Genomic DNA, 25,506 nt, shown 5'->3' on the forward strand with positions numbered 1-25,506 from the left:
AAAAAGCTCCGAATGTAATCGGAGCTTGATACTATATAAATACGTTTATTATAACAAGTTATTATTAACCAGATACTCAGCAATCTGAACAGCATTTAATGCAGCACCTTTTTTAATCTGATCACCAACGCACCAGAATGTCAAACCTTTTGAATTTGTAAGATCTTTTCTTACCCTGCCCACAAATACGTTATCTTCGCTGGCACAGAAAAGCGGCATCGGATATTTTTTATTGGCAGGATCATCCATTAACGTAATACCATCAGCTTTACGGAATGCATCAAAAGCCTGTTCCAGGGAAATCTCGTCTTCAGTCTCAATCCAGACAGCTTCAGAGTGGTTACGCATTACAGGAATACGCACGCAGGTAGAACTCACATTCACATCTGAATGCATGATCTTTTTGGTCTCGTTGTACATTTTCATTTCCTCTTTGGTGTAACCGTTATCTGTAAACACATCCACCTGAGGAATGATATTCATGGCCAACTGATACTGAAATTTTTCAACCGTTGCCTCTTCTCCGTTGGCAACCTGCTTAATCTGGTTTTCAAGTTCAGCCATTCCCATAGCCCCTGCTCCACTGGCAGCCTGGTAGGTTGCCACATGAATTTTTTTAATATGAGAAATGTCTTCCAGCGGCTTCAGTGCAACAACCATCTGAATAGTTGTACAGTTTGGATTGGCAATGATATTTCTTGGACGGTCATTCACATCTTCAGGATTCACTTCGGGAACTACCAACGGCACATCTTTATCCATTCGGAAAGCACTCGAATTGTCTATCATCACCGTTCCATGCTTTGTTATAGTTTCGGCAAAATCTTTTGACGTTCCCCCGCCTGCAGAAACCAGAGCTATATCAATACCTTTAAAATCGTCATTGTGTTTGAGTTCTTTTACAGTCAACTTTTCACCCTTGAATTCATATACTTTTCCTGCACTACGTTCACTACCAAACAACACCAATTCATCAAGAGGGAAATTTCTTTCGTCAAGAACATTTAAGAATTCCTGACCTACGGCACCACTCACACCGACAATTGCTACTTTCATAATTTGTTTCTTTTTTAAAAGTGACTTAAATTGTAAAAAATTACTCAAAAAAACCTACTAATTTGGATTTGCAAAATTAGTGTTTTTTTCGATACCTGAACAAATGAAAAAGATTATGAAAATCAAATGTTTAATTTGGTTGCATATATTATTTGCAACCCCCCTGTTTCCACAATTTTCATGGAGTGGAGATACTAAAGATTTTACGTTTAATGACAACATGATCCGGTTAAATGCAGAAGCAGTCAGTGCAGAGAAAATCATTTTTACCACATCCGACGTAATTAACAGTGCAACGTGGGAAGTAACAGTTGAAATGCAATTCAATCCATCATCATCCAATTATTGCCGGATTTATCTTGTTTGCGACCAGAATAATCCGGTATTGATTCGTAACGGATATTTTGTGGAATGCGGATCAACGGATGACGACCTGAAACTTTACAAACTCAAAAACGGCATCGAAACGATTTTGATTGATGGGGCAAACAACAGGCTTAATAAGACAGAAAATGTCTTTCAGCTAAAAGTAACCAAAAGCAAGATCGGAGTATTCACACTTTACTATAAGGATGAGAGCTTACAGAACTTTCTGACAGAAGGATCGGCAAAAGATCTTTCCATAGAGCGATCATCATATTTCGGATTGCAATGCGTCTACACGTCAACCCGTTCAAAATTGTTCGGATTCAGTGATATATCAATATCGGGAGAAGCCTATATCGATTCTGTATCACCACAATTTGACAGTGCCCAGGTTTTCAATAGTCGCACTATTCATGCTTATTTCAATGAACCAATCACACTAAACAGAACAGAAATCAAGGTAAATTACCAGGAAGTACCTGAAGATCACATCTCAGCTACAAGCAATAAACTTGAAATTAAATCAACTGAGAAGCTGAGTGGTTTTATCGAAGTTCAGATTAATAATCTTGAAGACTGCTGCGGCAACATTTTTTCAGGTACTGTTCTAACACATTACACGGAACCCAAAATTGAATTTGCAGAAATAACGGATTCCCAAACTGTAACAATGCGCTGCAATTATCCGCCTGATGTAAATCTGGCAACAACCGATAATTTCACCCTTGGTCTGGACAGCGTTTTACTTTTTTCAGGCCCAGATCCTAAAACAGTTTTAATAAAACCATTTCATAATCTGATCCCGGATAAAAAATACAATTTCGCCTTTATTGACTTACCGCTCCTTAATGGGGATACGATTCCTGCGTTTGATACCATCTTGTCTTATCATATTCCAGTGATGTTCGATGTGGTAATCAACGAAGTTTTGGCTGATCCGACACCGGCATTGGGGTATAGCAGTGAATTCATTGAACTGTTTAACCGATCCGGTTATTCCATCGATATTTCGGGCTGGACTATAAAAATCAACGATACTGAGTTTCCTGTTCCTGACAGATTGCTTACGTCACATTCTTTCCTGGCGCTTTCGGATTATAATCTCAGGATCAGCAATCAGATCATCAGCAGCAAGTTTCCATCCATTCCAAATGATAAATGTACAATTGAACTGTATAACGAAAACGGACAAACCATCGACTACCTTGAATATAAGAGCGAACTACATCAGGAGCCGTTTAAAAAAGAGGGCGGCTGGTCGCTGGAACGTATTGATCCGAACAATTTCCAGACGGATAGAAACTGGTGTTCCTGTATCAGAAATGACGGTGGAACCCCGGGACAAGTAAACAGTGTTGATATGGTAAACGAAGATTACCTTCCACCCTACGTATGCAATATCTTTCCGGTTCAGGAAAATGAAATCGAGATCACTTTTAGTGAACCTGTTGATATCTCAACAATTCAAAATATGACGATGTCGAATGGCATCAAATCAGTGTTATCTCAACATGCCAACATAAAATGGAATATCATCTTATCCGAAACCCTGAAATCCGACAAACTGTGCTGCATTGAGTTTAATGAAATTTGTGACTTCAATGATAACATGACAAACGGTGTCTTCAACATTGCAATGCCAGATAATATTGAAACGGGCGACCTGATTATCAACGAGCTAATGATCGATCCTTTTGAGAATGAGCCGGAATACATCGAACTTTATAACACTTCGGGAAAATTTTTAAACAGCAGCGACATTCGGGTCACTAAACGAAACGAAGAAGGTCTGCTGGAACCATTAATTCCAATTTGCTCAGAACCCTTTCTTATTCCACCCGAAAGTTATGTTGTGATATCGAACTTTGCCTTAACAGATTTTGGCCATGAATTTCCTAAAATAAATTACGAAGTAACTCATATGTTCAGTTTACCAAACGATGAAGGATCTGTGATATTAACAACTGCAACCGGATTCATTCTCGACGAAGTTGCCTATTCAAAGACATGGCATCTGTCCTCATTAAAAGACACAAAAGGAATTTCACTTGAACGTATATCTCCCGGACAACCTTCATCCAATCCTGACAACTGGACTTCGGCAGGTGTTGCTCCTTCATATTCCAGTCCCGGAGCAATCAATCGGCAAAACAAGGAAATAGAAATCTTAAATGATGAACTCTTTTCTTTCTCAGATGAATACTTTACCCCAAACGGTGATGGAGACCGGGATGTATTGCAATTTATGGTTCAGCACGAAACAGAATATACTGTCAGCATAGATATATTTGATCGTAATGGAAGACAGGTTAAAACAATCTGTAACAATACTCCCGGGATCAATGCAAATATTTTTACGTGGAACGGGACAGATGGAAACGAATCTCTTTGTGAAGGAGGAATTTATATTGTGCTCTTTACTTTGAATTCAGCTACAAGATCAGAACAGATCAAGAAAGTTGTTACGCTAAGTAGATAAACCGAACTGTGAAATAAACTTAAAAATATTTTGCGTATAACATCATACATATCAATCTGATAAACCCAAACTTACTGGGACTAAAGAAACAGGGCTGTTTTGTGTTATATTTTTTTACGCGCCAAACATTATATGACACTGAATGTTATTAGGATAGTGCAGATTTTTGGCACGAAAACACTATTTTTGTGCCCGATTTGAGACGAGAATAATAAAAACAAAATAAAATGAGTAAGAAAGCAATTTTGGTCATACTGGATGGCTGGGGATTAGGGAATCACTCTAAAAGTGATGTGATTTACAATACGCCTACTCCAAACTGGGACAAACTGATTAGTACTTATCCAACTTCACAACTTCTGGCTTCAGGCGAGAATGTTGGTCTGCCGGACGGACAGATGGGGAACTCTGAGGTTGGGCACCTGAATATTGGTGCAGGTCGTGTAGTTTATCAGGATCTTGTAAAGATTAACAAAGCCTGCCGCGAAAACACCATTAAACAGAACGAAGAAGTTGTAAAGGCATTTACCTATGCCAAGGAAAACAACAAAAAGGTTCATTTCATGGGACTGGTTTCGGATGGTGGTGTTCACAGCTCGATGGATCATTTGTTTAAGCTAACAGAAATTGCCAAAGATTATGGCATTGAAGACACATTTGTTCACTGCTATATGGACGGTCGTGATACAGATCCGAAGAGTGGTAAAGGATTCCTGAAACAATTGGAGGATCACTTAGCGGCCACAACCGGCAAAATTGCTTCTGTAATTGGCCGTTATTATGCGATGGATCGTGATAAAAGATGGGAACGTGTTAAAGAAGCCTATGACCTTGTTGTAAATGGCAAAGGAACACCTACCACAAATATTCAGGATGCCATAGCCAAAAGTTATGCAGATGGCGTGACTGATGAATTTATCAAACCGATTGTCGCCGTTGATGCCAACAATAATCCGGTTGGTAAAATTGAAGAAGGAGACATGGTAGTATTTTTCAACTTCAGAAATGACAGGCCGAAAGAGCTCACCATTACGCTGACTCAGCAGGATATGCCTGAGCATGACATGAAAACACTGCCGTTATATTTCTGCACAATGACCCCTTACGATGCTACTTTCAAAGGTCTGAAAGTATTCTTTAACAAGGATAATGTAACCGAAACACTGGGTGAGATTGTAGCGAAAGCCGGTAAGGCACAGTTACGTATTGCCGAAACTGAAAAATATGCACACGTAACCTTTTTCTTCTCGGGTGGTCGCGAAGCAACATTTGAAAATGAAGACCGTATCCTGGTCAATTCTCCAAAAGTTGCCACATATGATCTGCAGCCTGAAATGAGTGCTTACGAAGTAAGAGACAATGTGGTAGATGCTTTGAACAGCAAAAAATACGATTTTATCTGTCTTAACTTTGCCAACGGTGATATGGTAGGTCATACCGGTGTTTACGAAGCCATTGAGAAAGCAGTAAAAGCAGTAGACGAGTGCACCAACGATGTGATCAATGCAGCGGTTAATAACGATTACGAAGCAATCATCATTGCTGACCATGGCAATGCCGACAATGCTGTGAATGAAGATGGTTCGCCAAACACAGCACACTCTTTGAATCCGGTTCCATTTGTATATGTTACGCAGAACAAAGATGCGAAAGTTAAAAACGGTATCCTGGCAGATGTGGCTCCATCGTTGTGCAAAATTATGGGCATCGAGCAACCTGCTGCAATGACCGGAAAATGTCTGATAGACTAAACTGATAATGATTAAAACATATAAGAGGTTGCCTCCAGTAAGGCACCTCTTTTTTATTTTATGAAGGAAGACGTAAATATGCTGCAAATAGGAGATACACTCATCAGTCTGGATCTGTTTGAAAAGCGATTTATCTGCGACCTGCCAGCCTGTCACGGCAGTTGCTGTGTAGAAGGGGACAGTGGTGCTCCCCTAACGCATGAGGAGAAACAGATCATTGAAGATCTGCTTCCGGATATCTGGGATGATTTATCGCCTGAAGCCCAGAAACTGATTAAAAAACAGGGTGTATCCTACGTGGATGGGGATGGTGATCTGGTCACGTCCATTATTAAAGGTAAGGAATGCGTATTTACATATTTTGACGAAAACGGCACCTGTAAATGCGCCATTGAAAAAGCTTACAACGAAGGCAAAACAGATTTTAAAAAGCCTGTATCCTGCCATTTATATCCGGTGCGTGTAAAAAAATATCCAACTTTCCAGGCCGTAAACTACGACAAATGGGAAATCTGTAAACCGGCACTGGATCTGGGTGAGAAACTGGGTGTCCCCATTTATAAATTTGTAAAGGATGCCCTGATCCGGAAATTCGGTGAAGCCTGGTATAACGAACTAAATATTGCAGCAGAGGAACTGGCGAAGCAAAAAGATAAGTGATTTAATAATATTAAAAATCCTCCGTCCCGATGCAAGCTCCGGGACACCTCTCCCGAGGTCTCGGGATAAAAAGGAGGAAGATTAAACAACCTTAAAACCCAGTTTACTAATACCTAAAGCTGCTTCCCCCTAAAAATTCCCGGATCAACGATGTTGGTGGAATTTCCGAATCGCGGATGGATTTAAAATAGCGAAGAAAATCCAGTAAGCGAATCGCTTCGGCATAATGCGGACTGTCCTGGCGCACTTCGCGCAAAATTGGCTCAGCATAGCGTTTTAACACAGCGAGTTCAAAGAGCAGAGCCGAATTAAACATAATATTGGCATTCTCCTGGTAGGGATAAATCCATTTATCCTCACCACTTCGCACACTTTCCCAACGAGAAATAGTCTCGGTAGCGCTGTATCCCCGATAACGGTTATCCCGGATAATTCTCCGGATCAGACGGTTATCAGAAGTCGGAATCCAGTTATGATTGTCCAGAGAAATAGTGGTCAGTGCCGACACATATATTTTAAACTTGAATTTATCATCAATAGACCGGGTTAGCTCAGGGTTCAAACCATGGATACCTTCAATTATCAGCACATCATCCGCTTCCATTTTCATTTTATCACCTCTGAAATACGATTTCCCTTCTGTAAACGAAAACTGTGGCAATTCCACTTCTTTGCCATCCAGAAGATCCCGCATCTGCTGGTTGAACAGATCAAGATTTAAAGCATACAGCGATTCAAAATCCAGTTGTCCGTTTTCATCCAACGGTGTTTTTTCCCGGTCCACAAAATAATTATCAAGCGACAGCCCAACCGGATTAATACCGGCCACCATAAGCTGTAATGACAACCGTTTACTGAAGGTTGTTTTGCCGGAAGAAGAAGGCCCGGACACCAGAATAATCTTCACCTCATCCTTACGTTCTGCAATAAGATCGGCAATGTGTGCCACTTTTTTCTCATGAAATGCCTCCGCAACCTTTATCAGATCTCTTACCTTACCATTATCTGCCGCCTCGTTCAGATCGCCTACATTCTGCAGTTTCATCACGCCGTTCCATTTGGCATATTCCCCAAAAATATCGGTTAGTTTGGGCATGTCCACCACAGGCTCCAGCTTATCAGGATTGGTCCGCATGGGAATCCGGATCAAAGCACCATCGTGATATTTTACCAGGCTGAAATTATGAATATAACCGGTGGACGGAACCAGGGTGCCGTAATAATAATCAACGGTATCCTCAAGCGTATAATATGGCGAATAGACCCAACCGAGGGTTTTCAGTAACTTAACCTTATCGCACAGGTCCTGCTCTTCGAACAATTGCAACACTTTTTCTGTCTCTTCCTCATGTCGCACAAAGGGAATGTCAGCATTCACGATTTCCTGCATTCTGCTTTTTATCTTCGCGATAATCTCTTCTGTCAGTTCCTGAATTTCACCGTTTATCTTACAGAAATAGCCATTGGAAACGGCGTGTTCTATGCGTAAACCGGATTTAGGATACAACTCCTTTACGGCCTTATGCAGAACAAAGGCCACTGATCTCACAAAAGCCCTGTGCCCTGCCAGATGTGTAAAATCCACAAACTCCACTGTTTTAGGCTTAAAAACCCTGAAGTTCAACTCCTTGGCTTCATTATTTACCAATGCACAAAGCGGTTCGTTATCCAGCTTTACATCCAGATCCCGAAAAATATCAATTAGTGTTGTACCCATCGGGTAGTTTTTACGGGTGCTATTATTAAGGCATTTTACGGCAACGAGGCTATTCTTCATCATATCGTATTTTTTCAAAAGGATTCAAATCAAACATCCAAAGGTAAAGAATTAAGGTAGATTCTTAATCCGATTAACCGAATAAAAACAAAAAAGGGCCCTTTAAGAGCCCTCGTTCCTGATAATTTCTTATGGCTATAATTCCTGCAACATTCTTCGGATAACAGTCTGAGCCGAAACAACACGGTTTGCCGCTTCCTGTATCACGATAGAATTAGCCGATTCAATCACCCCGTCCGTTACAATCATATTTCTGCGAACCGGAAGGCAGTGCATAAATTTTGCGTCATTGGTTAACGCCATTTTACGTTCGTCAATAGTCCAGCTCCTATCCTGGTTAAGAATTTTACCGTAATCCTGATCATTAAAGGCTGACCAGTTTTTTCCGTAAATAAAATCAGCCCCTTCAAATGCTTTGTCCTGATCATACTCTACCCGGGCATTCCCAACAAATTCGGGAGCCAGTTCATACCCCTTAGGATGCGTAATCACCACATCATAGTCCATTGCCTGCGTCCATTCGGCAAATGAATTGGCAACGGCCTGTGGAAGCGCTCTTGGATGAGGTGCCCAGGATAAAACGACTTTAGGCCGTTCAATATTTTTGTATTCTTCAATGGTCACAACATCGGCAAAAGCCTGCAGGGGATGCATGGTTGATGATTCCATACTGACTACCGGAACACCGGCATATTTAATAAACTGACTCAGGATGACCTCGTTGTAATCTTCCATCTTGTTTTGCAACCCGGCAAAAGATCGAACCCCTATAATGTCGCAATAGCTTCCGATAACCGGAATGGCTTCCAGAATATGTTCCGGTTTATCGCCATCCATAATCACGCCCCGTTCTGTTTCAAGCTTCCAGGCGCCCTGGTTAATATCCAGTACGATCACGTTCATGCCGAGATTCATAGCTGCTTTCTGTGTGCTTAAACGGGTTCGCAGACTGGAGTTAAAAAACAACAACACCATGGTCTTGTTTTTTCCAAGACTCACATCGGTGTATGGATTTTCTTTGACTATAAAAGCTTCTCTGACAGCACTTTTAAGACTACCAATATCTTTAACGGAAGTAAATTGTTTCATTGTTTATTTATTAGATACAAGATTCAAGACACAAGACATAAGATATATAAGACAAAATAATTATGTTGCGTCAGTACTCTTATTGTTGATATTTCTTTTTATAACTTTTACAGAATGAAAACTATTTTGGTCTGACCTGACCATTTCCCTTCACAATCCATTTGTAACTCGTCAGCTCTTCCAGGGCCATCGGGCCGCGTGCGTGCAGTTTTTGCGTGCTGATCCCTATTTCAGCTCCCAGGCCAAACTGAGCACCATCGGTAAAAGCTGTTGATACATTGGCATAAACCGCACCGGCGTCAATCACCTTCAAATACCTTTCAATGGCTTCCTGATCTTCACTCACGATACATTCACTGTGTTTCGAGGTGTGATCCGAAACATATTCAACCGCATTTTCGAATGAATCGACCGTTTTTACAGCCATTTTGAGCGACAAAAATTCAGTTCCAAAACTTTCAGGAGTGGCTTCTTTCAGCAAATCTGCCGGATAACTTCCCTTAAGTTCAGAATAGGCTTCCGGATCAGCATAAATAATTACTTTTTCGTTTTTCAACTGATCGCAAATTTTTGGAAGATCCCCCAGCTTATCCTTATGAATAACCATGCAGTCCAAAGCGTTACACACACTTGGGCGACGGGTCTTCGCATTAAACACAATATCGGCTGCTTTTTGAATATTGGCAGCTTTGTCAACATAGGTATGGCAGATGCCTGCTCCGGTCTCAATAACCGGGATAGTGGCATTTTCACGTACATAGTTGATTAAACCCGCGCTACCTCTTGGAATCAGCAGATCCACATAACCGTGTGCATTTAGCAGTTCGGCAGTCGCTTCGCGGTCCGGCGGCAGCAGCTGAAGAATGTCTGAATTTACACCTTCTGTGGTCAAAACATCTTTAATTACTTTAACAATGGCCTTATTTGAATCTGCCGCATCACTTCCACCTTTCAACACACAGGCATTTCCTGATTTAAAGCAGAGGGAAAACACATCGAACGACACATTTGGCCTTGCTTCGTATATAATTCCAATTACGCCAAAAGGCACTGTCACCTTGGATATTTTCATTCCATTGGGACGCTCAATCTCCATCAACTGCTTCCCCAACGGTGACTTAAGCCTTGACACATTGCGTATATCAGCTGCAATGCCATCGATTCTTTCAGCAGTTAATAACAACCGATCATACTTCGGATCTTCCGGATCCATCCGTGACAAATCCTTTTTATTTTCTTCTAAGATGAAATCTTTATTCACCTCAGCAGCATCAGCAACTTTCAGGAGTACCTGGTTAATTTCCGCCTCACTCATTAAAGGCAATGATCTGCTGGCTTTTAATACAGCTTCGAATATTTTTTTGTTTGTCATAATATTAGTTTTTAGTAGTAAGTTGTAAGTAATAAAGTTAACTCTCTACACCACAAGAGACTTTATTAATCCACGAATGATTTTTGAAATTTCATCACCGTTATCCATCAACTCACTTTTTAATTCATCATCTATATATGCAAGTCTGTATGCAAGATATAGCATTGATTTAACTTCGCTGCAGGAACTGATTGATATATACAAGAAACGGATAAATTCCTGGTTTGACTGTCTGTCGAATCCTTCAGCAATATTATTCGAAATAGATACAGAAGCCCTGAAAATTTGGTCTTTAAAACCATAATCCTTCAACGAACCAAAGATTTCATAGATTTTCACAGCATAATCCTGAGCTTTCTGCCAAGCGATAATATCTTCAAACTTCTGAATCTTCACTTCTAATTTCTTAACTCCTTTACTTACTACTTATCACTTACTACTTATTACTTATTACTTACAACTATTTAGCTTACGTCAATATCAGATAGTCATAATGAATAATAGGCTTCTCACCTTTCACACCAATTACATTCTGAGCTTTATCAGAACCGTACATGGCACGTCCCAATCCGACTTTTTGCCCGGTTTCATCAACAATATCTATCAGGTCGCCTTTTTTAAAGTTCCCTTCAATACCGGTCATGCCAACCGGAAGTACACTGGTGGCGTGATTGGATTTCAGGGCCTCCCTGGCACCGGAGTTAATCAGAATTCTACCTTTGGTAAATTCTCCCGAATGCGCAATCCACTTTTTAATTGGGCTGGACTTTGAAACACCCTTAAAATGTGTATATACCACATCAGGCTTTTCATCAATAATATCCAGTATAATATTCTCTTTCAGGCCATTTGCAATAAAAACTTCCATGCCATGACTGGCCGCTTTCTGCGCAATATTATACTTGGTTTTCATGCCACCACGGCCAAAACTTGATTTCTGAACCGTTATAAATTCCGACAGATCGGCATCCGAAGACTCCACCTCACGAATAACAATCGATGTCGGATTTTTCGGGTCACCATTAAATATGCCATCAATGTTACTCAGAATAAAAAGTGCTTCCACATCTGTCATGGAACCAATCAAGCCCGATAATTCATCGTTATCGGTAAACATCAGTTCTGTCACAGAAATCGCATCGTTTTCGTTGATTATTGGTATAATGCCATGATCCAAAAGGCTTGTCAGACAATTCCTGAGATTCAGATAATGCAGCCTGTCGCGAAAGTCCTCCTTGGTAACCAGTATCTGTGCACATTTTAACTGGTAAATATCCAGAAGCGATGAATAGCTGTTAATCAGGTTCACCTGCCCGACTGAAGACCAGATCTGACGCTGTGAAACAATATCGCCATTCGAGAAGTTACCTATAACACCCTTGCCGGCAGCCACAGCGCCCGAAGAAACCAGAATGAGATCAATGCCCCTTTTTCTAAGGTGGGCCATCTGATAAACAAGCTGGGCCATCACCTCTTTGTTGAGCGTTCCGTTCCCGCCTGCCAGCACATTCGATCCAACTTTTATGGCAACCCGCTTAAACATCTTATTTATTCACTTCAATTTTATTGTACGATGCCAGAATTCCCCTGATAATGGAGGAACTGAATCCTGCATGTTCCATCTCATTTAAGCCGGTAATGGTTACACCTTTAGGCGTGGTTACCTTATCAATTTCACTTTCAGGATGTGAATTGTTTTCCAGAATCAGCTCTGCAGCTCCTTTCACAATCTGTGCAGCCATCAACTTGGCATCATCGGCACCAAAACCAATTTCCACACCGCCCTGAATGGCAGCCCTGATAAACCGCAACGCAAAGGCTATTCCACAGCCCGCAATAGCTGTTGCAGCAGGCATCTGTTCTTCTGGAATAAAAATTACCTGTCCCAGTGTGCTGAATAACTTATCGATGGAACTGATCTGATCATTACTGGCATTGAACGAGGAGATACAGGTCATAGATTCCTTTACGGCGATTCCTGTATTTGGCATCACCCTGAAAAAAGGCATTGTCTGGCCCAACAATTTATAAATATGCCCCGAGGTTACTCCTGTTACACAGGATGCAATCACCTGTTTTTCAGGATCAATCGCATCACGTATTTCATCAATCAGTTCGTCAATTTGCCAGGGCTTTACCACAAGTATGATCAGATCACACCCGTTAACAGCTTCAGATGAATTATCTGTTATGTTATATCCCATTGCTTCTATCGAAGCCTTTCTGTGGGCATTTTTTTCTGCTAACGACATAGAATCTTTGGTGAATAAACCTGCAGATTCCAGTCCCTGAGCTATGGAAAACCCAAGATTTCCCGATCCTAATATGGCTACTTTGTTAAATATCATGATCCTAAATTTTTAAGCTGTGTTTTGAATGCATCCAGAAAATAATCCGCATCTTCCTTTTTCAATGTCAGGGGAGGCAAAAGCCTGATGATGTGTTTTCCTGAAACTCCTGTAAAGATATGATTTTCGAATAAAAGTTTCTGTCTGATTGGTTTGATTTCCTCCTCAAATTCAATCCCGATCATCAATCCTTTACCGCGCACTTCCTTAATTCCCTCTATGGATTTCAGTTCATTGATCAGGTAATTTCCAACTTCAAAACTATTCTCCACCAGCATCTCATCTTTTATCACATCCAATACTGCAATAGACGCGGCACATGCCAGATGATTCCCGCCAAACGTCGTACCCAATATACCGTATTTGGCTTCAAACTCCGGGCCGATTAAAACACCTCCCACCGGGAAACCATTTCCCATGCCTTTTGCTATAGTGATAACATCAGGCAGAACCGGACTGTACTGGTGCGCAAAAAATTTCCCGCTTCGTCCGTAACCAGACTGGATCTCATCTAAAATCAAAACAGCTCCGTTTTTATGACAGGCATTCTGAAGGTTGACCAGAAATTCGGGATACGGTTCATTAATCCCGCCAATGCCCTGAATACCCTCAATAATTACAGCTGCCACATCACCTTTTTCCAGTTCAGCAACCACCGAATCAATATCGTTGAGCTCAAACAACACCCGTTCATGTGCATCATTGATTGGCGCAATAATGCCAGGATTATCTGTAACGGCAACAGCCGCAGAAGTACGTCCATGAAACCCTTTTTTAAAGGCAATTACCTTCTTTCGTCCGGTATGAAAAGAAGCCAGTTTTAGTGCATTCTCGTTGGCTTCGGCACCTGAGTTACATAAAAAAAGTTTATAATCCTCATATCCTGACAGTTCCCCTAATTTTTGAGCCAGCTCAGTCTGCAAACTGTTTTGCACCGAATTGGAATAAAATCCTAGGTTGTTTAGTTGCTTAGTGATCAAACCTATATAATGCGGGTGTGAATGACCAATGGAAATAACTGCATGACCGCCATATAAATCGAGATACTGCGTTCCTTTTTTATCGAACACATAGACATCTTTGGCTTTTACAGGCTCAATATCAAACAGAGGATATACATCAAAAAGATTCATTGCTATAAGTTTAAAAAAACAAGTTGCTTCATATACATGAAACAACCTGTTGAGTATTATAAAAAAGATTGAAGAAGACCGCGCAGACTTTTAAGCATTTTTTGGGTATATAAACAACTAAAAACCCAATTTACAAGAAACACACTAAACAAACACAAGTCAAATGAAAAACTAACAACTAAAGATATGCTAGAAAGCCGTTGCTTTTAACCATAAACCGGTGGTCTCCTCCAATCCATACATTAAATTCATATTCTGAACTGCCTGTCCTGAAGCACCTTTCACAAGGTTATCAATAATGCTCACAACATGCAGTTTATCTCCGTATTTCTGCAAATACAACAAACACTTGTTGGTATTTACAACCTGTTTCACATCAGGGTTTTTGTCGGTTACGATTACAAACGGATGATCTTTGTAATACGCCTTATACAAAGTTACAACATCTTCAAGATCTGACTTAACCGTTGTATAAGCAGATGCTAAAATTCCACGTGTAAAGTTCCCGCGAACCGGAACAAAATTCAGGTCCTTGTTAAAACTGCTCTGCAACTGAACCAGTGACTGGTTTATTTCGCCCAAATGTTGGTGTTCAAATGCCTTATAAACAGAAATATTTCCGTTCCGCCAACTAAAATGGGAGGTTGCAGTTGGTTTCTGTCCTGCACCTGTCGATCCGGTTACAGCATGAACATGTACATCTGTGGTCAGCATTAAATTTGCTGCCAATGGCAACAAAGCCAGTTGAATAGCAGTAGCAAAACACCCCGGATTTGCAATGTGTTTTGCATTTACTATTTCCTCCTTTTGTAATTCCGGCAATCCATATACGAAGTCGTGATCGCCGTTAAGCCTGTAATCATGGCTTAAATCAATAATCTTTACATGCTCCGGAATCTCATGAGATTCCACAAATGTCTTTGACGCTCCATGCCCCATGCAAAGAAAAATTACATCGACTGAATCAAAGTTCAGCTCGTCTGTAAATGTTTGTTCCGTTTCCCCAAGAAGGTCTGTGTGAACATTAGTTACAGGATTTCCCGCATTACTGTTGCTATGAATAAATACGATTTCAGCATCAGGATGATGCATTAATATTCGTATTAATTCTCCGGCAGTATATCCGGCTCCACCTATAATTCCCGTTCTGATCATCAATTAACTGTTTTTCTTTACAACGCTCTGATAAATCTTCATCTGATTACCCAGAATCTTTGTAAATCCTTTAACATCATCAGCACTCCATGCCTTATTTACCTCGCCATACTCTCCAAACTCTGATTTCATCAGATCGAAATCGGACTTAACTCCAACCAACACATAATTGTAAGGACGTAATTTAATTGTTACATCACCGCTCACATGTTTTTGAGTGCTTTCGAGGAATGCTTCCATGTCGCGCATGGATGGTTCCAGGTACTGCGATTCGTGTAAAAACATACCATACCAGGTCCCAATCTGGTCCTTCCAGTATTGTTGCCACTTGGAAAGCGTATGTTTTTCAAGCATCTGATGTGCTTTTATAATTAATATCGGAGCGGCAGCTTCAAAACCTACCCTTCCTTTTATTCCAATAATTGTATCGCCAATGTGCATATCGCGGCCAACGCCCCAAGGCCCTGCCAGTTCCTCTATCTTACGGATTGCATCTACCGGGTTTTCAAATTTGGTTCCGTTTACACCTGTTACTTCACCTTTTTCAAAAGTGATCACCAATTTTTCCTCCCCGTTTTTTGTCATTTGGGTCGGATAAGCAGATTCCGGAAGCGTTTTTTCTGAGGTCAATGTTTCCTTTCCGCCAATGCTGGTTCCCCAAAGACCTTTATTAATGGAGTATTCCATTTTTGACCAGTCGGCCACAACACCGTGTTCCTTTAGGTAGTTAATTTCATATTCCCTTGTCAGGGTCATATCACGCGTAGGTGTCAGAATCTTTATTTCGGGGGCCAATACGTCAAACGTCAAATCGAATCTTACCTGATCGTTTCCTGCGCCGGTACTACCGTGGGCCACATAATCGGCCTTTATTTGTTTGGCGTATTCTATAATGGCGATGGCCTGGAAAACACGTTCAGAACTTACAGAAATGGGATAGGTTCCGTTACGCAACACGTTACCATACACCATATAGCGGATGCTGTTTTTGTAATACTGATCCGTTACATCCAGTGTCACATGTTTTACTGAACCCAGTTTATAAGCCTTTTCTTCTATAATTGCCAGTTCCTTGTCAGAAAATCCTCCCGTATTGGCTACTGCAGTATATACTTCCAGATCTTTATCAACCGAAAGATATTTTGCACAAAACGAGGTATCCAAACCTCCACTGAACGCTAATAAAACCTTTTCCTTCATCTTTTACTCCGGGTTAAAACAGGGAAAATATTCCTGTATTCTTTGCTTTCTTTTTTAGTTGTTCCTTAAACTTATGCCACCGCTCGCGTGATTTCTGAACAGTTTCCTCAACCTTTACCGGTTTCACGTCTTTTGTAGGATCGAATAACATTGCGGTACACAAACAATGCCGACGACCTGTTCTTAAAAGTATATCGTAATTTACGCAACTTTCACAACCTTTCCAAAACGAATCATCTTCAGTTAACTCAGAAAATGTTACCGGTTTGTACCCAAGTTCTGAATTTATTTTCATTACAGCCAATCCTGTGGTTAAACCAAATAATTTAGACTGCGGAAATTTCTCGCGCGACAGTTGAAATGCCTTTTGCTTAATTTTTGTTGCAATTCCCTGCCCTCTGAAATCATCAGCCACAATCAAACCGGAATTGGCCACAAACTTTTTACCCTGCCACGTTTCGATGTAGCAGAAACCTACAAATTTATTTTCATGAAGTGCAATTATCGCCTTCCCTTCCCTGATCTTATCTGCGATATAATCCGGAGACCGTTTGGCAATCCCTGTCCCTCTAACCTTTGCAGCTGCTGCTATTGTGGATAAAATATCGTCCACAAACACCAGATGCTCATCACTTGCCACTTTTACTTCAACGGGTTTCATATTTATAACTCCAAAAGCTAAGTAAAACCTCTAATTAACTAATCCCTGGAAACAGAAGCGAAAAAACAGTCATCACACTCGATTTGGAAAATCCCTCCTTCAATATAACCAATATGGTATCGTCTCCGGCAATAGTTCCTAAAATTTCAAATGCTCCACGCAAATCGATTATGGATGCTATTCCATTGGCAAATCCTGGTTTGGTTTTAATAACGGCCATATTTCCCGAAAACTCTATAGAGAGCCATCCCTGTGCCATAAACCGGTTTCCTGCCTCATCAGAAATGTTCTTAACCCCCGGAATAGTATATACATAATCCCCTTCCGGAAGCGGAACCTTGGCAACCTTCAGCTGTTTCAGGTCACGCGACAGGGTTGCCTGGGTCAAATCAAACCCCTTACCCTGAACGAGTTTTAGAAGTTCATCCTGATTACTCACCTTACTTTCCAGAATGACTTCCCTGATAGCTAACAACCGCTCTGTTTTCTGTTTCACAAAAATTGAATAAATATTCAAAATCGATGCAAAATTATTCATTTATTTTAAAACCAGCCAACAATTTTGCAAATATTTTTATATTTTTGCGGCAGGTTTTTTAAAGCGTTAAAAACTCAAAAAACAGTGGGCTCTGAACTCGCTATTTTATCATCCAAAAAACAAAATTCATTCATGGGAAATCAACTGTTAGAGGAAACCAAAAAAGTAGTTATTCTTGGATCCGGAGCGCTAAAAATCGGAGAAGCCGGAGAATTTGATTATTCCGGGTCTCAAGCGTTGAAAGCATTAAGGGAAGAGGGAATTTACACAGTTTTGGTCAACCCGAATATTGCTACAGTTCAAACCTCGGAACATATTGCCGATAAAGTCTATTTTCTACCTGTTACCCCATATTTTGTAGAACAAGTTATTAAAAAAGAAAATCCTGATGGGATCCTGCTCGCTTTCGGTGGTCAGACTGCACTTAATTGTGGTGTTAAACTATTTGAGGCAGGCACTCTTGAAAAATATAACGTCCGGGTTCTTGGAACTCCGGTTCAGGCCATTATTGATACAGAAGACCGCAAAATTTTTGCGGATAACCTTCGAAAAATTGACATTAAAACGCCTGTCAGTATTCCTTGTTATAATGTGGAAGAAGCGATGGAAGCGGCAAAAACAATCGGCTATCCGCTTATTGTAAGAGCTGCTTATGCATTAGGTGGTCTGGGTAGCGGATTCTGCAAAAACGATGATGAGCTTTACAAACTGACCCAGACAGCATTTGCATATTCACCTCAGGTTTTGGTGGAAGAATCACTGAAAGGATGGAAAGAGGTTGAATACGAGGTGGTACGCGACCAGTACGACAACTGTATCACAGTGTGTAACATGGAGAACTTTGACCCGCTTGGAATTCATACAGGCGAAAGTATTGTTGTTGCGCCTTCACAGACACTCACAAATAGTGAATATCATAAATTAAGAGAGATCGCCATAAAAATTATACGTGACATTGGAATTGTAGGTGAATGTAACGTACAATATGCATTGGATCCGAATTCTGAAGATTACCGTGTGATTGAGGTAAATGCCCGACTGAGCCGTTCTTCAGCTCTGGCATCCAAAGCAACCGGTTATCCGCTGGCATTTGTGGCTGCCAAACTTGGCTTGGGTTACGGTCTGCACGAACTTAAAAACTCGGTGACCAAAACAACAACTGCATGTTTTGAACCAGCACTGGACTACATTGTTTGTAAGATTCCGCGCTGGGACCTGAATAAATTTTCAGGCGTCTCAAAACAGATCGGTTCAAGCATGAAGAGTGTTGGTGAAATCATGGCCATTGGCCGTACCTTTGAGGAATCCATTCAGAAAGGTTTGCGTATGGTTGGCCAGGGCATGCACGGATTTGTTTCCAACCAGAAATTCTTTACAGATGATGTTGAAAAAGAGTTATCAGAACCTACTGATCAACGTATTTTTGCCATATCAGAAGCATTACAGGCAGGATACAGTCTCGAAAAAATTCATGCATTAACAAAAATTGATCACTGGTTCCTGCAGAAGCTTCAGAATATCACTGATCTGAAGGAAGAACTGAACGGGTTCAGAAAGATTGAAGATATTTCAGACGAACTTCTTCTCCGGGCTAAACAACTGGGATTTTCAGATTTCCAGCTGGCCAGAGAAGTTTTAAACAGCCCGGCAAACAAAATAGCAGAACAGCAAATTGATGTAAGAAATTACAGAAAATCGAGAGGCATTACACCGTTCGTAAAACAAATTGATACTCTGGCAGGTGAATACCCTGCACAGACCAATTACCTGTACCTTACCTACTCAGCAAGTGCACACGATATTGATTTCTACAAAGATGATCAGTCTGTCATCGTTTTGGGATCCGGGGCATACCGCATCGGTAGTTCGGTGGAATTCGACTGGTGTAGTGTTACGGCCATAAAGACCATTCATGATGAAGGTCACAGAAGCATCATGATTAACTACAATCCGGAAACAGTAAGTACCGACTACGACGTGTGTGACCGGCTCTATTTTGATGAACTGTCATTCGAACGCGTACTGGATGTTTACGACCTGGAAGTTCCGAAAGGAGTGATTGTTTCTGTGGGTGGACAGATCCCCAACAACCTGGCTATGAGGCTTCACAACCAAAATGTTCCGATAATGGGAACATCTGCGGTTAAGATTGATAATGCCGAAAACCGCCAGAAGTTCTCGGCCATGCTTGATGAACTGGGTATTGACCAGCCAAGATGGAAAGAGCTGACCAGCATTGACGATATATTCAAATTTGTGGACGAAGTTGGATTCCCGGTTCTGGTAAGACCTTCGTATGTATTATCAGGTGCGGCAATGAACGTTGTATCTAACCGGGACGAGCTGGCCGACTTCCTTACACTGGCAGCCAACGTATCCAAACAATACCCGGTTGTAGTTTCTGAATTTATAGAACAAGCCAAGGAGATTGAGATTGATGCAGTGGCTAAGAATGGTGAAGTCATCGCCTATGCCATTTCCGAACATGTGGAATTTGCTGGTGTCCACTCGGGTGATGCAACCATTGTTTTCCCTCCGCAGAAACTGTATATCGAAACCATTCGCAGGATTAAAAAAATATCGCGCAGCATTGCAAAAGCACTGGATATAACAGGGCCGTTCAATATGCAGTTGCTGGCAAAAGATAACGATATTAAAGTTATTGAATGTAACCTGAGGGCCTCACGAAGCTTCCCGTTCGTGTCCAAAGTATTAAAGGTGAACCTTGTTGAACTGGCAACCAAAGTAATGCTGGGACAGGAAGTTGAAAAACCATCAAAAAGCGCTTTCGACCTGGATTATGTGGGAATCAAAGCGCCTCAGTTCTCGTTTACGCGTCTGTTAAAGGCTGATCCGGTACTGGGAGTTGACATGTCCTCAACCGGGGAGGTTGGTTGTATCGGGGAAAACTATTACGAAGCCATCCTGCAGGCTATGTTGTCGGTAGGCTATAATATTCCTAAAAAGAATATCCTGATTTCTTCGGGACCGGCACGTTCAAAACTGGAACTTCTGGAAAGCGCACGTATGCTGAAACAAAAAGGGTACAACATTTTTGCAACAGCAGGAACACATCGTTTTTTTGAAGAAAACGGCGTAGAATCAACACACCTGCACTGGCCTGATGAACCGGACAAACATCCGAATACACTGGAATATCTGAAACAGAAAAAAATTGATCTGGTTGTTAATATTCCAAAGAACCTGACACAGGGTGAGCTTAATAACGGCTACTATATTCGCCGTAGTGCCATTGACTTCAACATACCGTTGATTACAAATGCCCGCCTGGCAAGTGCATTTATCTACGCATTCTGTAAAATGAGTGAGGCTGATATTGCCATAAAAAGCTGGAACGACTATAAATGAATTTGAAGCCCCTGAAATCGCAATATTAACTATTAGTTTTTAGGACTGAGGCCGGATTTATTCCGGTCTCTTTTTTATGCTAAGGTTTGGCGTATACTCCAGCCTATGTCAAACACAAATATCAATAGAATTGTGTATATTTAATACCTCATTTAACTTGGTATTATGAAAAAGATCTTTTCTCTCTTTCTGATTTTCATATCATTCAATTTATTTAGTCAGGAAGAAGTATTCGACAGAGGCTTCAACAGCATCACCCAACAAAAGATTCAGGCACAGCTGCAATTTTTGGCTTCTGACTGGACAAAAGGCAGGGAACCTGGCACGAGAGGAATTGAGTCCGCTGCAGAATACATCCGTTCCATGTTTATGTATGCCGGACTTGAACCAGGCGACGCATTGAATCCGGATCAGAATTTATGGTATCAGCAAGACAAGGATGTTGATTATTTCCAGACATTTGATCTGATCAAATCCCCCAAAACGTTTGAAGGATCCTTAACTGTAACAGATAAAACTACCAGTCTGACATTTCAGGCAAAAACTGATTTAAATCTGATATCCGGCTATGCATCGTCCTTTTCACTAAACAATTCCTTTGTTTTTGTGGGATACGGCCTTAAAAACGCCAGACTGAATTATGATGCTTACAAGGGATTAGACGTTAAAGGAAAAATTGTAGTTGTACTTCGTGGGTTTCCGGGTTACATGGATGAAGACTCAGAACTGGCAAAATATTTTACCAATGCAGGCAAAAATATAAATGTATCGGAACTGGAACAGGATAAAGTTGATGTGGCTAAGACAAACGGTGCTGTTGCCGTGATTTTTATAAATCCAACAATAGATTTCCCCGGAATCGTGGAAAGCAACATCTACAAGTACAGTTCCCGCAAATGGTACGAAGGGGACAAACCCTGGGGCGTGACCGCACACAGATACCGGATACCGGAGTCAACAGAAGATAAACTGGTTATACTTGAAGTGAGCAAACGTGCAGGGAGTGCACTGTTAGCCGGATCAGATTACTCACCGGACAAATTTTACAATTTCCGGATCAACAACCTTGAAGCCGGACTTAAAAACAAAAATCCTAAAACTTTGAATCTAATTGTAAACAAAGAAGAAGAACTTATCAAAGTAAAAAACGTACTGGCGGTTATCAAAGGGGAAGACACAACAAAGTCGGTTGTTGTTGGTGCGCATTACGACCACCTGGGAACTTACGATGGCAGAATATACAACGGGGCTGATGATAACGGATCAGGAACCATAGCAGTTATGATGCTGGCAGAGGCGTTTAAAGAAAGTGGGATCAAACCAAAATACAACATGATTTTTGCTGCATGGACAGCAGAAGAAAAAGGCTTGCTGGGATCTAAGTACTTTGCTGATCATCCTACCACCGATTCAGTGCTTTATTATATGAACTTTGATATGATAGGCAGGCTTGACGAAAGGGATACCATCAGACACAAAGCCAGAATGGTTTACACCGGGTCTGTTCCTGCACTGCAGTCCACCATTGAAGAAGGTCTGAAAACATATGATATTGGACTTAAGATCAACTTCTCTCCGCGTTCATTGCCTCGAGGCGGTAGTGATCACACATCGTTCTCAATGAAAGGAATACCGGTAAGTTATTTTCTCGCGGGCTGGCACAACGACTATCATCAACCCTGGGATGAAACCAGTGCAATTGCCTACGACAATATGGAACTTATCATAAAATCAGCCTATATTCAGCTTTGGGAAATTGCAAATGGAAATGTGTTTAAATAAGCTTAGTCAATTGGCCCTGTAACATTTTTGAGTCTGAACCGGAAGGTTGCACCCTCGTTTGCTTTTGATTCAACCCACATTTTTCCTTCAAGTGCTGTAACCAGGCGCTTACAAATGGATAGTCCCAATCCGGTACCACCATATTTACGCGTGCTGCTTTCATCCAGCTGACGGAATAATTCAAAAATGGAATCCTGTTTATCAGCCGGAATTCCGATACCTGTATCACGAACGAAGAACTCTACCTCGTTGGATTGTTCCAATACCTCATAACCGAATTCTATTTCACCCTCCGAAGTAAACTTTAGTGCATTGTCCAGCAGATGTTGAAAAATCTGTTTTATCCGGAATTCATCAGAGCTGAAAAGGAAACCTTCCTTCGTACCTTTACTGACCTTAAAGGGCAAGATCTTGCGTTTCCGGTACATATCCAGTTCAATTTCCTGCACCAATTCATTCATCAGGTGATTAATATCAAAGTTCCTGAAAATAAGCTTAATCTGCTCACTTTCAATCTTCGAAATTTCAATAATATCATTCACCAGCTTAAGTAACTGATTAGAGTTCTTTTCAATGATCCGGCACATATCCTGCCTTTCTTCCGGAGTCAGGTCTTCGTCCTGTATCAACTCACTGAATCCGGTTATGGAGTTTAATGGCGTCCGTATCTCATGACTCATATTTGCCAGAAAGGTTGATTTCAGCTTATCGGCTTCCAGGGCTTTTTCCTTGGCCATAATCAGATCATCCTGTGTTTGTTTTAATCCGGTAATATCGGTGGCAGAACCTATGATGCGATATACATTTCCCTTTTCGTCCAGCTTTGGCATTAAGGTTACCAGAAGATAAACCCTCTTTCTCGTCTCCTTGCTAATTAAAACTCTCTCATGGGTTTCCGGTTTTCTTGTTTTGATGCAGTTGTAATAATGAGAGATCACATTATCCACATAAGCCTTATCATAAAACTTTCGCTTTTCCTCAATCTCAAGTCCTTTCATGTTAATGGTATCAATTCCAAAAACTTCCTGGTACTGTGTATTCAGGTCCCTTATGATCAGTTTCTTGTTATTCAGCACATCAATCACCCAAAGCGGATATCCAACACCTTCCATAACCTCTGTCAAAAACCGGTTGTTTTCCAGTATTTCATTACGCCTTTTCTCAAGTTCCTTCTGGTCCTGGCGCATCCTTGTAATGTCCCTTACAATACATACCACCTTATCAATATTGTGAGGAACCATCCTAGCTTCAAAAAAGCGTAAACCGTCCGGGAATTCCAGCTCATACTGAAATTCTTCCAGCCGTTTATTTTCAATTACAGATGAAATATGCTTAAATGTGGTCTCAGCAAGTTCAGGGGACATAACTTCATAAATGGTTTTACCAATAAAGTCAATTTTTCCCTTGAAAAGTTTGCTAATATCAGAGGCATGACAATCTTTAAACACGCCTTCTTTATCAAAAACGAAAATTATATCCGGATTTACTTCTACCAGTGTTCGAATATATTCTTCTTCCTGCTGAAGACTTTTGTTGGCTAACACCAAATCTGTAATGTCATTATAAACACAGCCAACAATATCGTCCACCGGACTGTAAGCACTAATTTCAGAATAACGCTTCAAACCTTTTTCAAAGTCAATGAATTTTGTTGCACCTCTTTCCTGAGAAATACCTCCAAGCAGACTAACGAAATCCTCATCAATAGTACTGTATATATCACTGTACTTTGCACCTACCAATTCTTCTTCTGCCTTAGAAGACATTTCTATATAAGCCTGGTTTACAGATAAAAACCTTAAATCTACTGGTTTAAATTCTTCATCCCTGATGATATAAAATAAACTGAAAGGGATGCCTAAATTCTTAACATAATAATCAACGTTGACAGAACCCATAGTTTTAATTAAATGTTCGGGAACGCTGCCAGAATTTTTCTGTGAGTATTTTATGAAATTAATGGCAAAAACCTGATTATAATCTTTTACTTCACCCAGATTTTTTATGTTAATATAACAAGATGCATCATTTACTTTAACAGGCTTAGGATAAAGATATTGTTTCCCTTTTTTAAGTACATTTAATTGTGCCGTAAGATTGTCAAGATGATCTGTATCTGCAACAATTTCGGAAAGCTTCTCAGGCATTTTATCCGTAAGCTGTAGAATATTCTCCGTATCATTCAACCAAACAACTTCTCCGTCCTCCAATACACAGACACCGGAAGGTATGAATAAACCCAGTATATCAGATAGTGTATGATCTCCCATAGAAACAAGGTATTTTATCAGGCATTTTTGCTAATTTTGAGCCTTTAGAAACCAAAATTTATTGTGTTACAATTCAATTCACGTAAATTTAGATAATTTAATATTAATTCAGAAAATAAATCTCTTTATTTTTCAAATTACTTAATAAATAATTAAAGTATGATCAAGCATATCGTCCTTTTTAAATTCGCCGATATTAGCGGTGCTTTTATAGAAAATGTTATCATTAAACTGGAAAATCTAAAAAATGAAATTCCTGAGATACAAAGCATTGAAGCAGTACAAAATGAAAATGCAGATGAGAAATTCCACCTGGGACTGACGGTTATTTTAACGGATTTTGAAGCGCTGGAAAGATATGCCAACCATCCCAAACATCTGGAGGTAGCAAAAATAATCCGTGAAAATCTTGCAGACAGAGCTTGCGTGGATTATTACATATAAAAAGTAAATGTCCTGCATATATCAAAAACTGACCTTGCAGGACATTCTATTCTTTC

At 40.6% G+C, this 25,506-nt stretch carries 19 protein-coding genes; 6 read left to right on the forward strand and 13 right to left on the reverse strand.

The annotated features are described in order from the left end of the window. Nucleotides 1–48 precede the first annotated feature (48 nt). On the reverse strand, nucleotides 49–1,056 hold the full coding sequence (locus ACE1ET_RS16960; RefSeq protein ID WP_375729616.1) for an aspartate-semialdehyde dehydrogenase: 1,008 nt from the start codon (nucleotides 1,054–1,056) through the stop codon (nucleotides 49–51). A 115-nt stretch (nucleotides 1,057–1,171) separates the two neighbouring features. Here ACE1ET_RS16960 and ACE1ET_RS16965 point away from each other — a divergent pair, with 115 nt between their 5' ends. The 3 genes from ACE1ET_RS16965 (at nucleotide 1,172) to ACE1ET_RS16975 (ending at nucleotide 6,312) form a co-directional block, all read left to right on the forward strand. Then, a complete protein-coding gene (locus tag ACE1ET_RS16965) occupies nucleotides 1,172–3,901 on the forward strand; it encodes a lamin tail domain-containing protein (RefSeq protein ID WP_375729617.1) in 2,730 nt (909 codons plus the stop codon). A 227-nt stretch (nucleotides 3,902–4,128) separates the two neighbouring features. Then, nucleotides 4,129–5,652 carry a 2,3-bisphosphoglycerate-independent phosphoglycerate mutase gene (gene gpmI, locus ACE1ET_RS16970; RefSeq protein WP_375729618.1) on the forward strand — a complete coding sequence of 508 codons (1,524 nt, stop codon included), beginning with the start codon at nucleotides 4,129–4,131 and terminating at the stop codon, nucleotides 5,650–5,652. A 60-nt stretch (nucleotides 5,653–5,712) separates the two neighbouring features. Continuing rightward, on the forward strand, nucleotides 5,713–6,312 hold the full coding sequence (locus tag ACE1ET_RS16975; RefSeq protein WP_375729619.1) for a DUF3109 family protein: 600 nt from the start codon (nucleotides 5,713–5,715) through the stop codon (nucleotides 6,310–6,312). Between the two features lie 106 nt (nucleotides 6,313–6,418). Here ACE1ET_RS16975 and ACE1ET_RS16980 read toward each other — a convergent pair whose 3' ends face one another. The 11 genes from ACE1ET_RS16980 to ACE1ET_RS17030 form a co-directional block, all read right to left on the reverse strand. After that, on the reverse strand, nucleotides 6,419–8,092 hold the full coding sequence (locus ACE1ET_RS16980; RefSeq protein WP_375729620.1) for a nucleoside kinase: 1,674 nt from the start codon (nucleotides 8,090–8,092) through the stop codon (nucleotides 6,419–6,421). 132 nt (nucleotides 8,093–8,224) lie between these two features. Beyond that, nucleotides 8,225–9,178, reverse strand: coding sequence for an N-acetylornithine carbamoyltransferase (locus ACE1ET_RS16985; protein ID WP_375729621.1), 954 nt, complete (start codon nucleotides 9,176–9,178; stop codon nucleotides 8,225–8,227). A 121-nt stretch (nucleotides 9,179–9,299) separates the two neighbouring features. After that, nucleotides 9,300–10,550 carry a glutamate-5-semialdehyde dehydrogenase gene (locus tag ACE1ET_RS16990; protein WP_375729622.1) on the reverse strand — a complete coding sequence of 417 codons (1,251 nt, stop codon included), beginning with the start codon at nucleotides 10,548–10,550 and terminating at the stop codon, nucleotides 9,300–9,302. A 45-nt stretch (nucleotides 10,551–10,595) separates the two neighbouring features. Then, complete coding sequence (locus tag ACE1ET_RS16995) at nucleotides 10,596–10,946, reverse strand: four helix bundle protein (protein ID WP_375729623.1); 351 nt, start codon at nucleotides 10,944–10,946, stop codon at nucleotides 10,596–10,598. A gap of 73 nt (nucleotides 10,947–11,019) precedes the next feature. Next, nucleotides 11,020–12,093, reverse strand: coding sequence for a glutamate 5-kinase (gene proB / locus ACE1ET_RS17000; protein ID WP_375729624.1), 1,074 nt, complete (start codon nucleotides 12,091–12,093; stop codon nucleotides 11,020–11,022). 1 nt (nucleotide 12,094) lies between these two features. After that, nucleotides 12,095–12,898 carry a pyrroline-5-carboxylate reductase gene (gene proC / locus ACE1ET_RS17005; protein ID WP_375729625.1) on the reverse strand — a complete coding sequence of 268 codons (804 nt, stop codon included), beginning with the start codon at nucleotides 12,896–12,898 and terminating at the stop codon, nucleotides 12,095–12,097. Next, entirely contained in the window at nucleotides 12,895–14,031 is a 1,137-nt protein-coding gene (locus ACE1ET_RS17010) for an aspartate aminotransferase family protein (protein WP_375729626.1), read from the reverse strand. Before ACE1ET_RS17010 ends, proC begins: the two co-directional genes overlap by 4 nt. A gap of 189 nt (nucleotides 14,032–14,220) precedes the next feature. Continuing rightward, nucleotides 14,221–15,186, reverse strand: coding sequence for an N-acetyl-gamma-glutamyl-phosphate reductase (gene argC, locus ACE1ET_RS17015; protein WP_375729627.1), 966 nt, complete (start codon nucleotides 15,184–15,186; stop codon nucleotides 14,221–14,223). A 3-nt stretch (nucleotides 15,187–15,189) separates the two neighbouring features. Continuing rightward, nucleotides 15,190–16,386 carry an argininosuccinate synthase gene (locus ACE1ET_RS17020; protein WP_375729628.1) on the reverse strand — a complete coding sequence of 399 codons (1,197 nt, stop codon included), beginning with the start codon at nucleotides 16,384–16,386 and terminating at the stop codon, nucleotides 15,190–15,192. A gap of 13 nt (nucleotides 16,387–16,399) precedes the next feature. Then, nucleotides 16,400–17,047, reverse strand: a complete 648-nt coding sequence (locus tag ACE1ET_RS17025) for a GNAT family N-acetyltransferase (protein WP_375729629.1) — start codon at nucleotides 17,045–17,047, stop codon at nucleotides 16,400–16,402. 34 nt (nucleotides 17,048–17,081) lie between these two features. Further along, nucleotides 17,082–17,543: an arginine repressor gene (locus ACE1ET_RS17030; RefSeq protein ID WP_375729630.1), complete on the reverse strand. Its 462-nt coding sequence runs from the start codon at nucleotides 17,541–17,543 to the stop codon at nucleotides 17,082–17,084. A 174-nt stretch (nucleotides 17,544–17,717) separates the two neighbouring features. On the opposite strand from ACE1ET_RS17030, the gene carB reads away from it, so the two are divergent. Then, a complete protein-coding gene (carB, locus tag ACE1ET_RS17035; RefSeq protein ID WP_375729631.1) occupies nucleotides 17,718–20,954 on the forward strand; it encodes a carbamoyl-phosphate synthase (glutamine-hydrolyzing) large subunit in 3,237 nt (1,078 codons plus the stop codon). A gap of 165 nt (nucleotides 20,955–21,119) precedes the next feature. Next, the gene (locus tag ACE1ET_RS17040) at nucleotides 21,120–22,736 is read left to right on the forward strand and encodes a M20/M25/M40 family metallo-hydrolase (protein ID WP_375729632.1); all 1,617 of its coding nucleotides are present in this window, start codon (nucleotides 21,120–21,122) and stop codon (nucleotides 22,734–22,736) included. Between the two features lie 2 nt (nucleotides 22,737–22,738). Here ACE1ET_RS17040 and ACE1ET_RS17045 read toward each other — a convergent pair whose 3' ends face one another. Continuing rightward, nucleotides 22,739–25,006: a sensor histidine kinase gene (locus ACE1ET_RS17045; protein ID WP_375729633.1), complete on the reverse strand. Its 2,268-nt coding sequence runs from the start codon at nucleotides 25,004–25,006 to the stop codon at nucleotides 22,739–22,741. Between the two features lie 159 nt (nucleotides 25,007–25,165). Here ACE1ET_RS17045 and ACE1ET_RS17050 point away from each other — a divergent pair, with 159 nt between their 5' ends. Beyond that, on the forward strand, nucleotides 25,166–25,450 hold the full coding sequence (locus tag ACE1ET_RS17050) for a Dabb family protein (RefSeq protein WP_375729634.1): 285 nt from the start codon (nucleotides 25,166–25,168) through the stop codon (nucleotides 25,448–25,450). Nucleotides 25,451–25,506: the final 56 nt, after the last annotated feature.

It is taken from the genome of Quyinboa mangrovi (assembly GCF_042219825.1).
Lineage (GTDB): Bacteria > Bacteroidota > Bacteroidia > Bacteroidales > UBA5342 > JBHJHP01.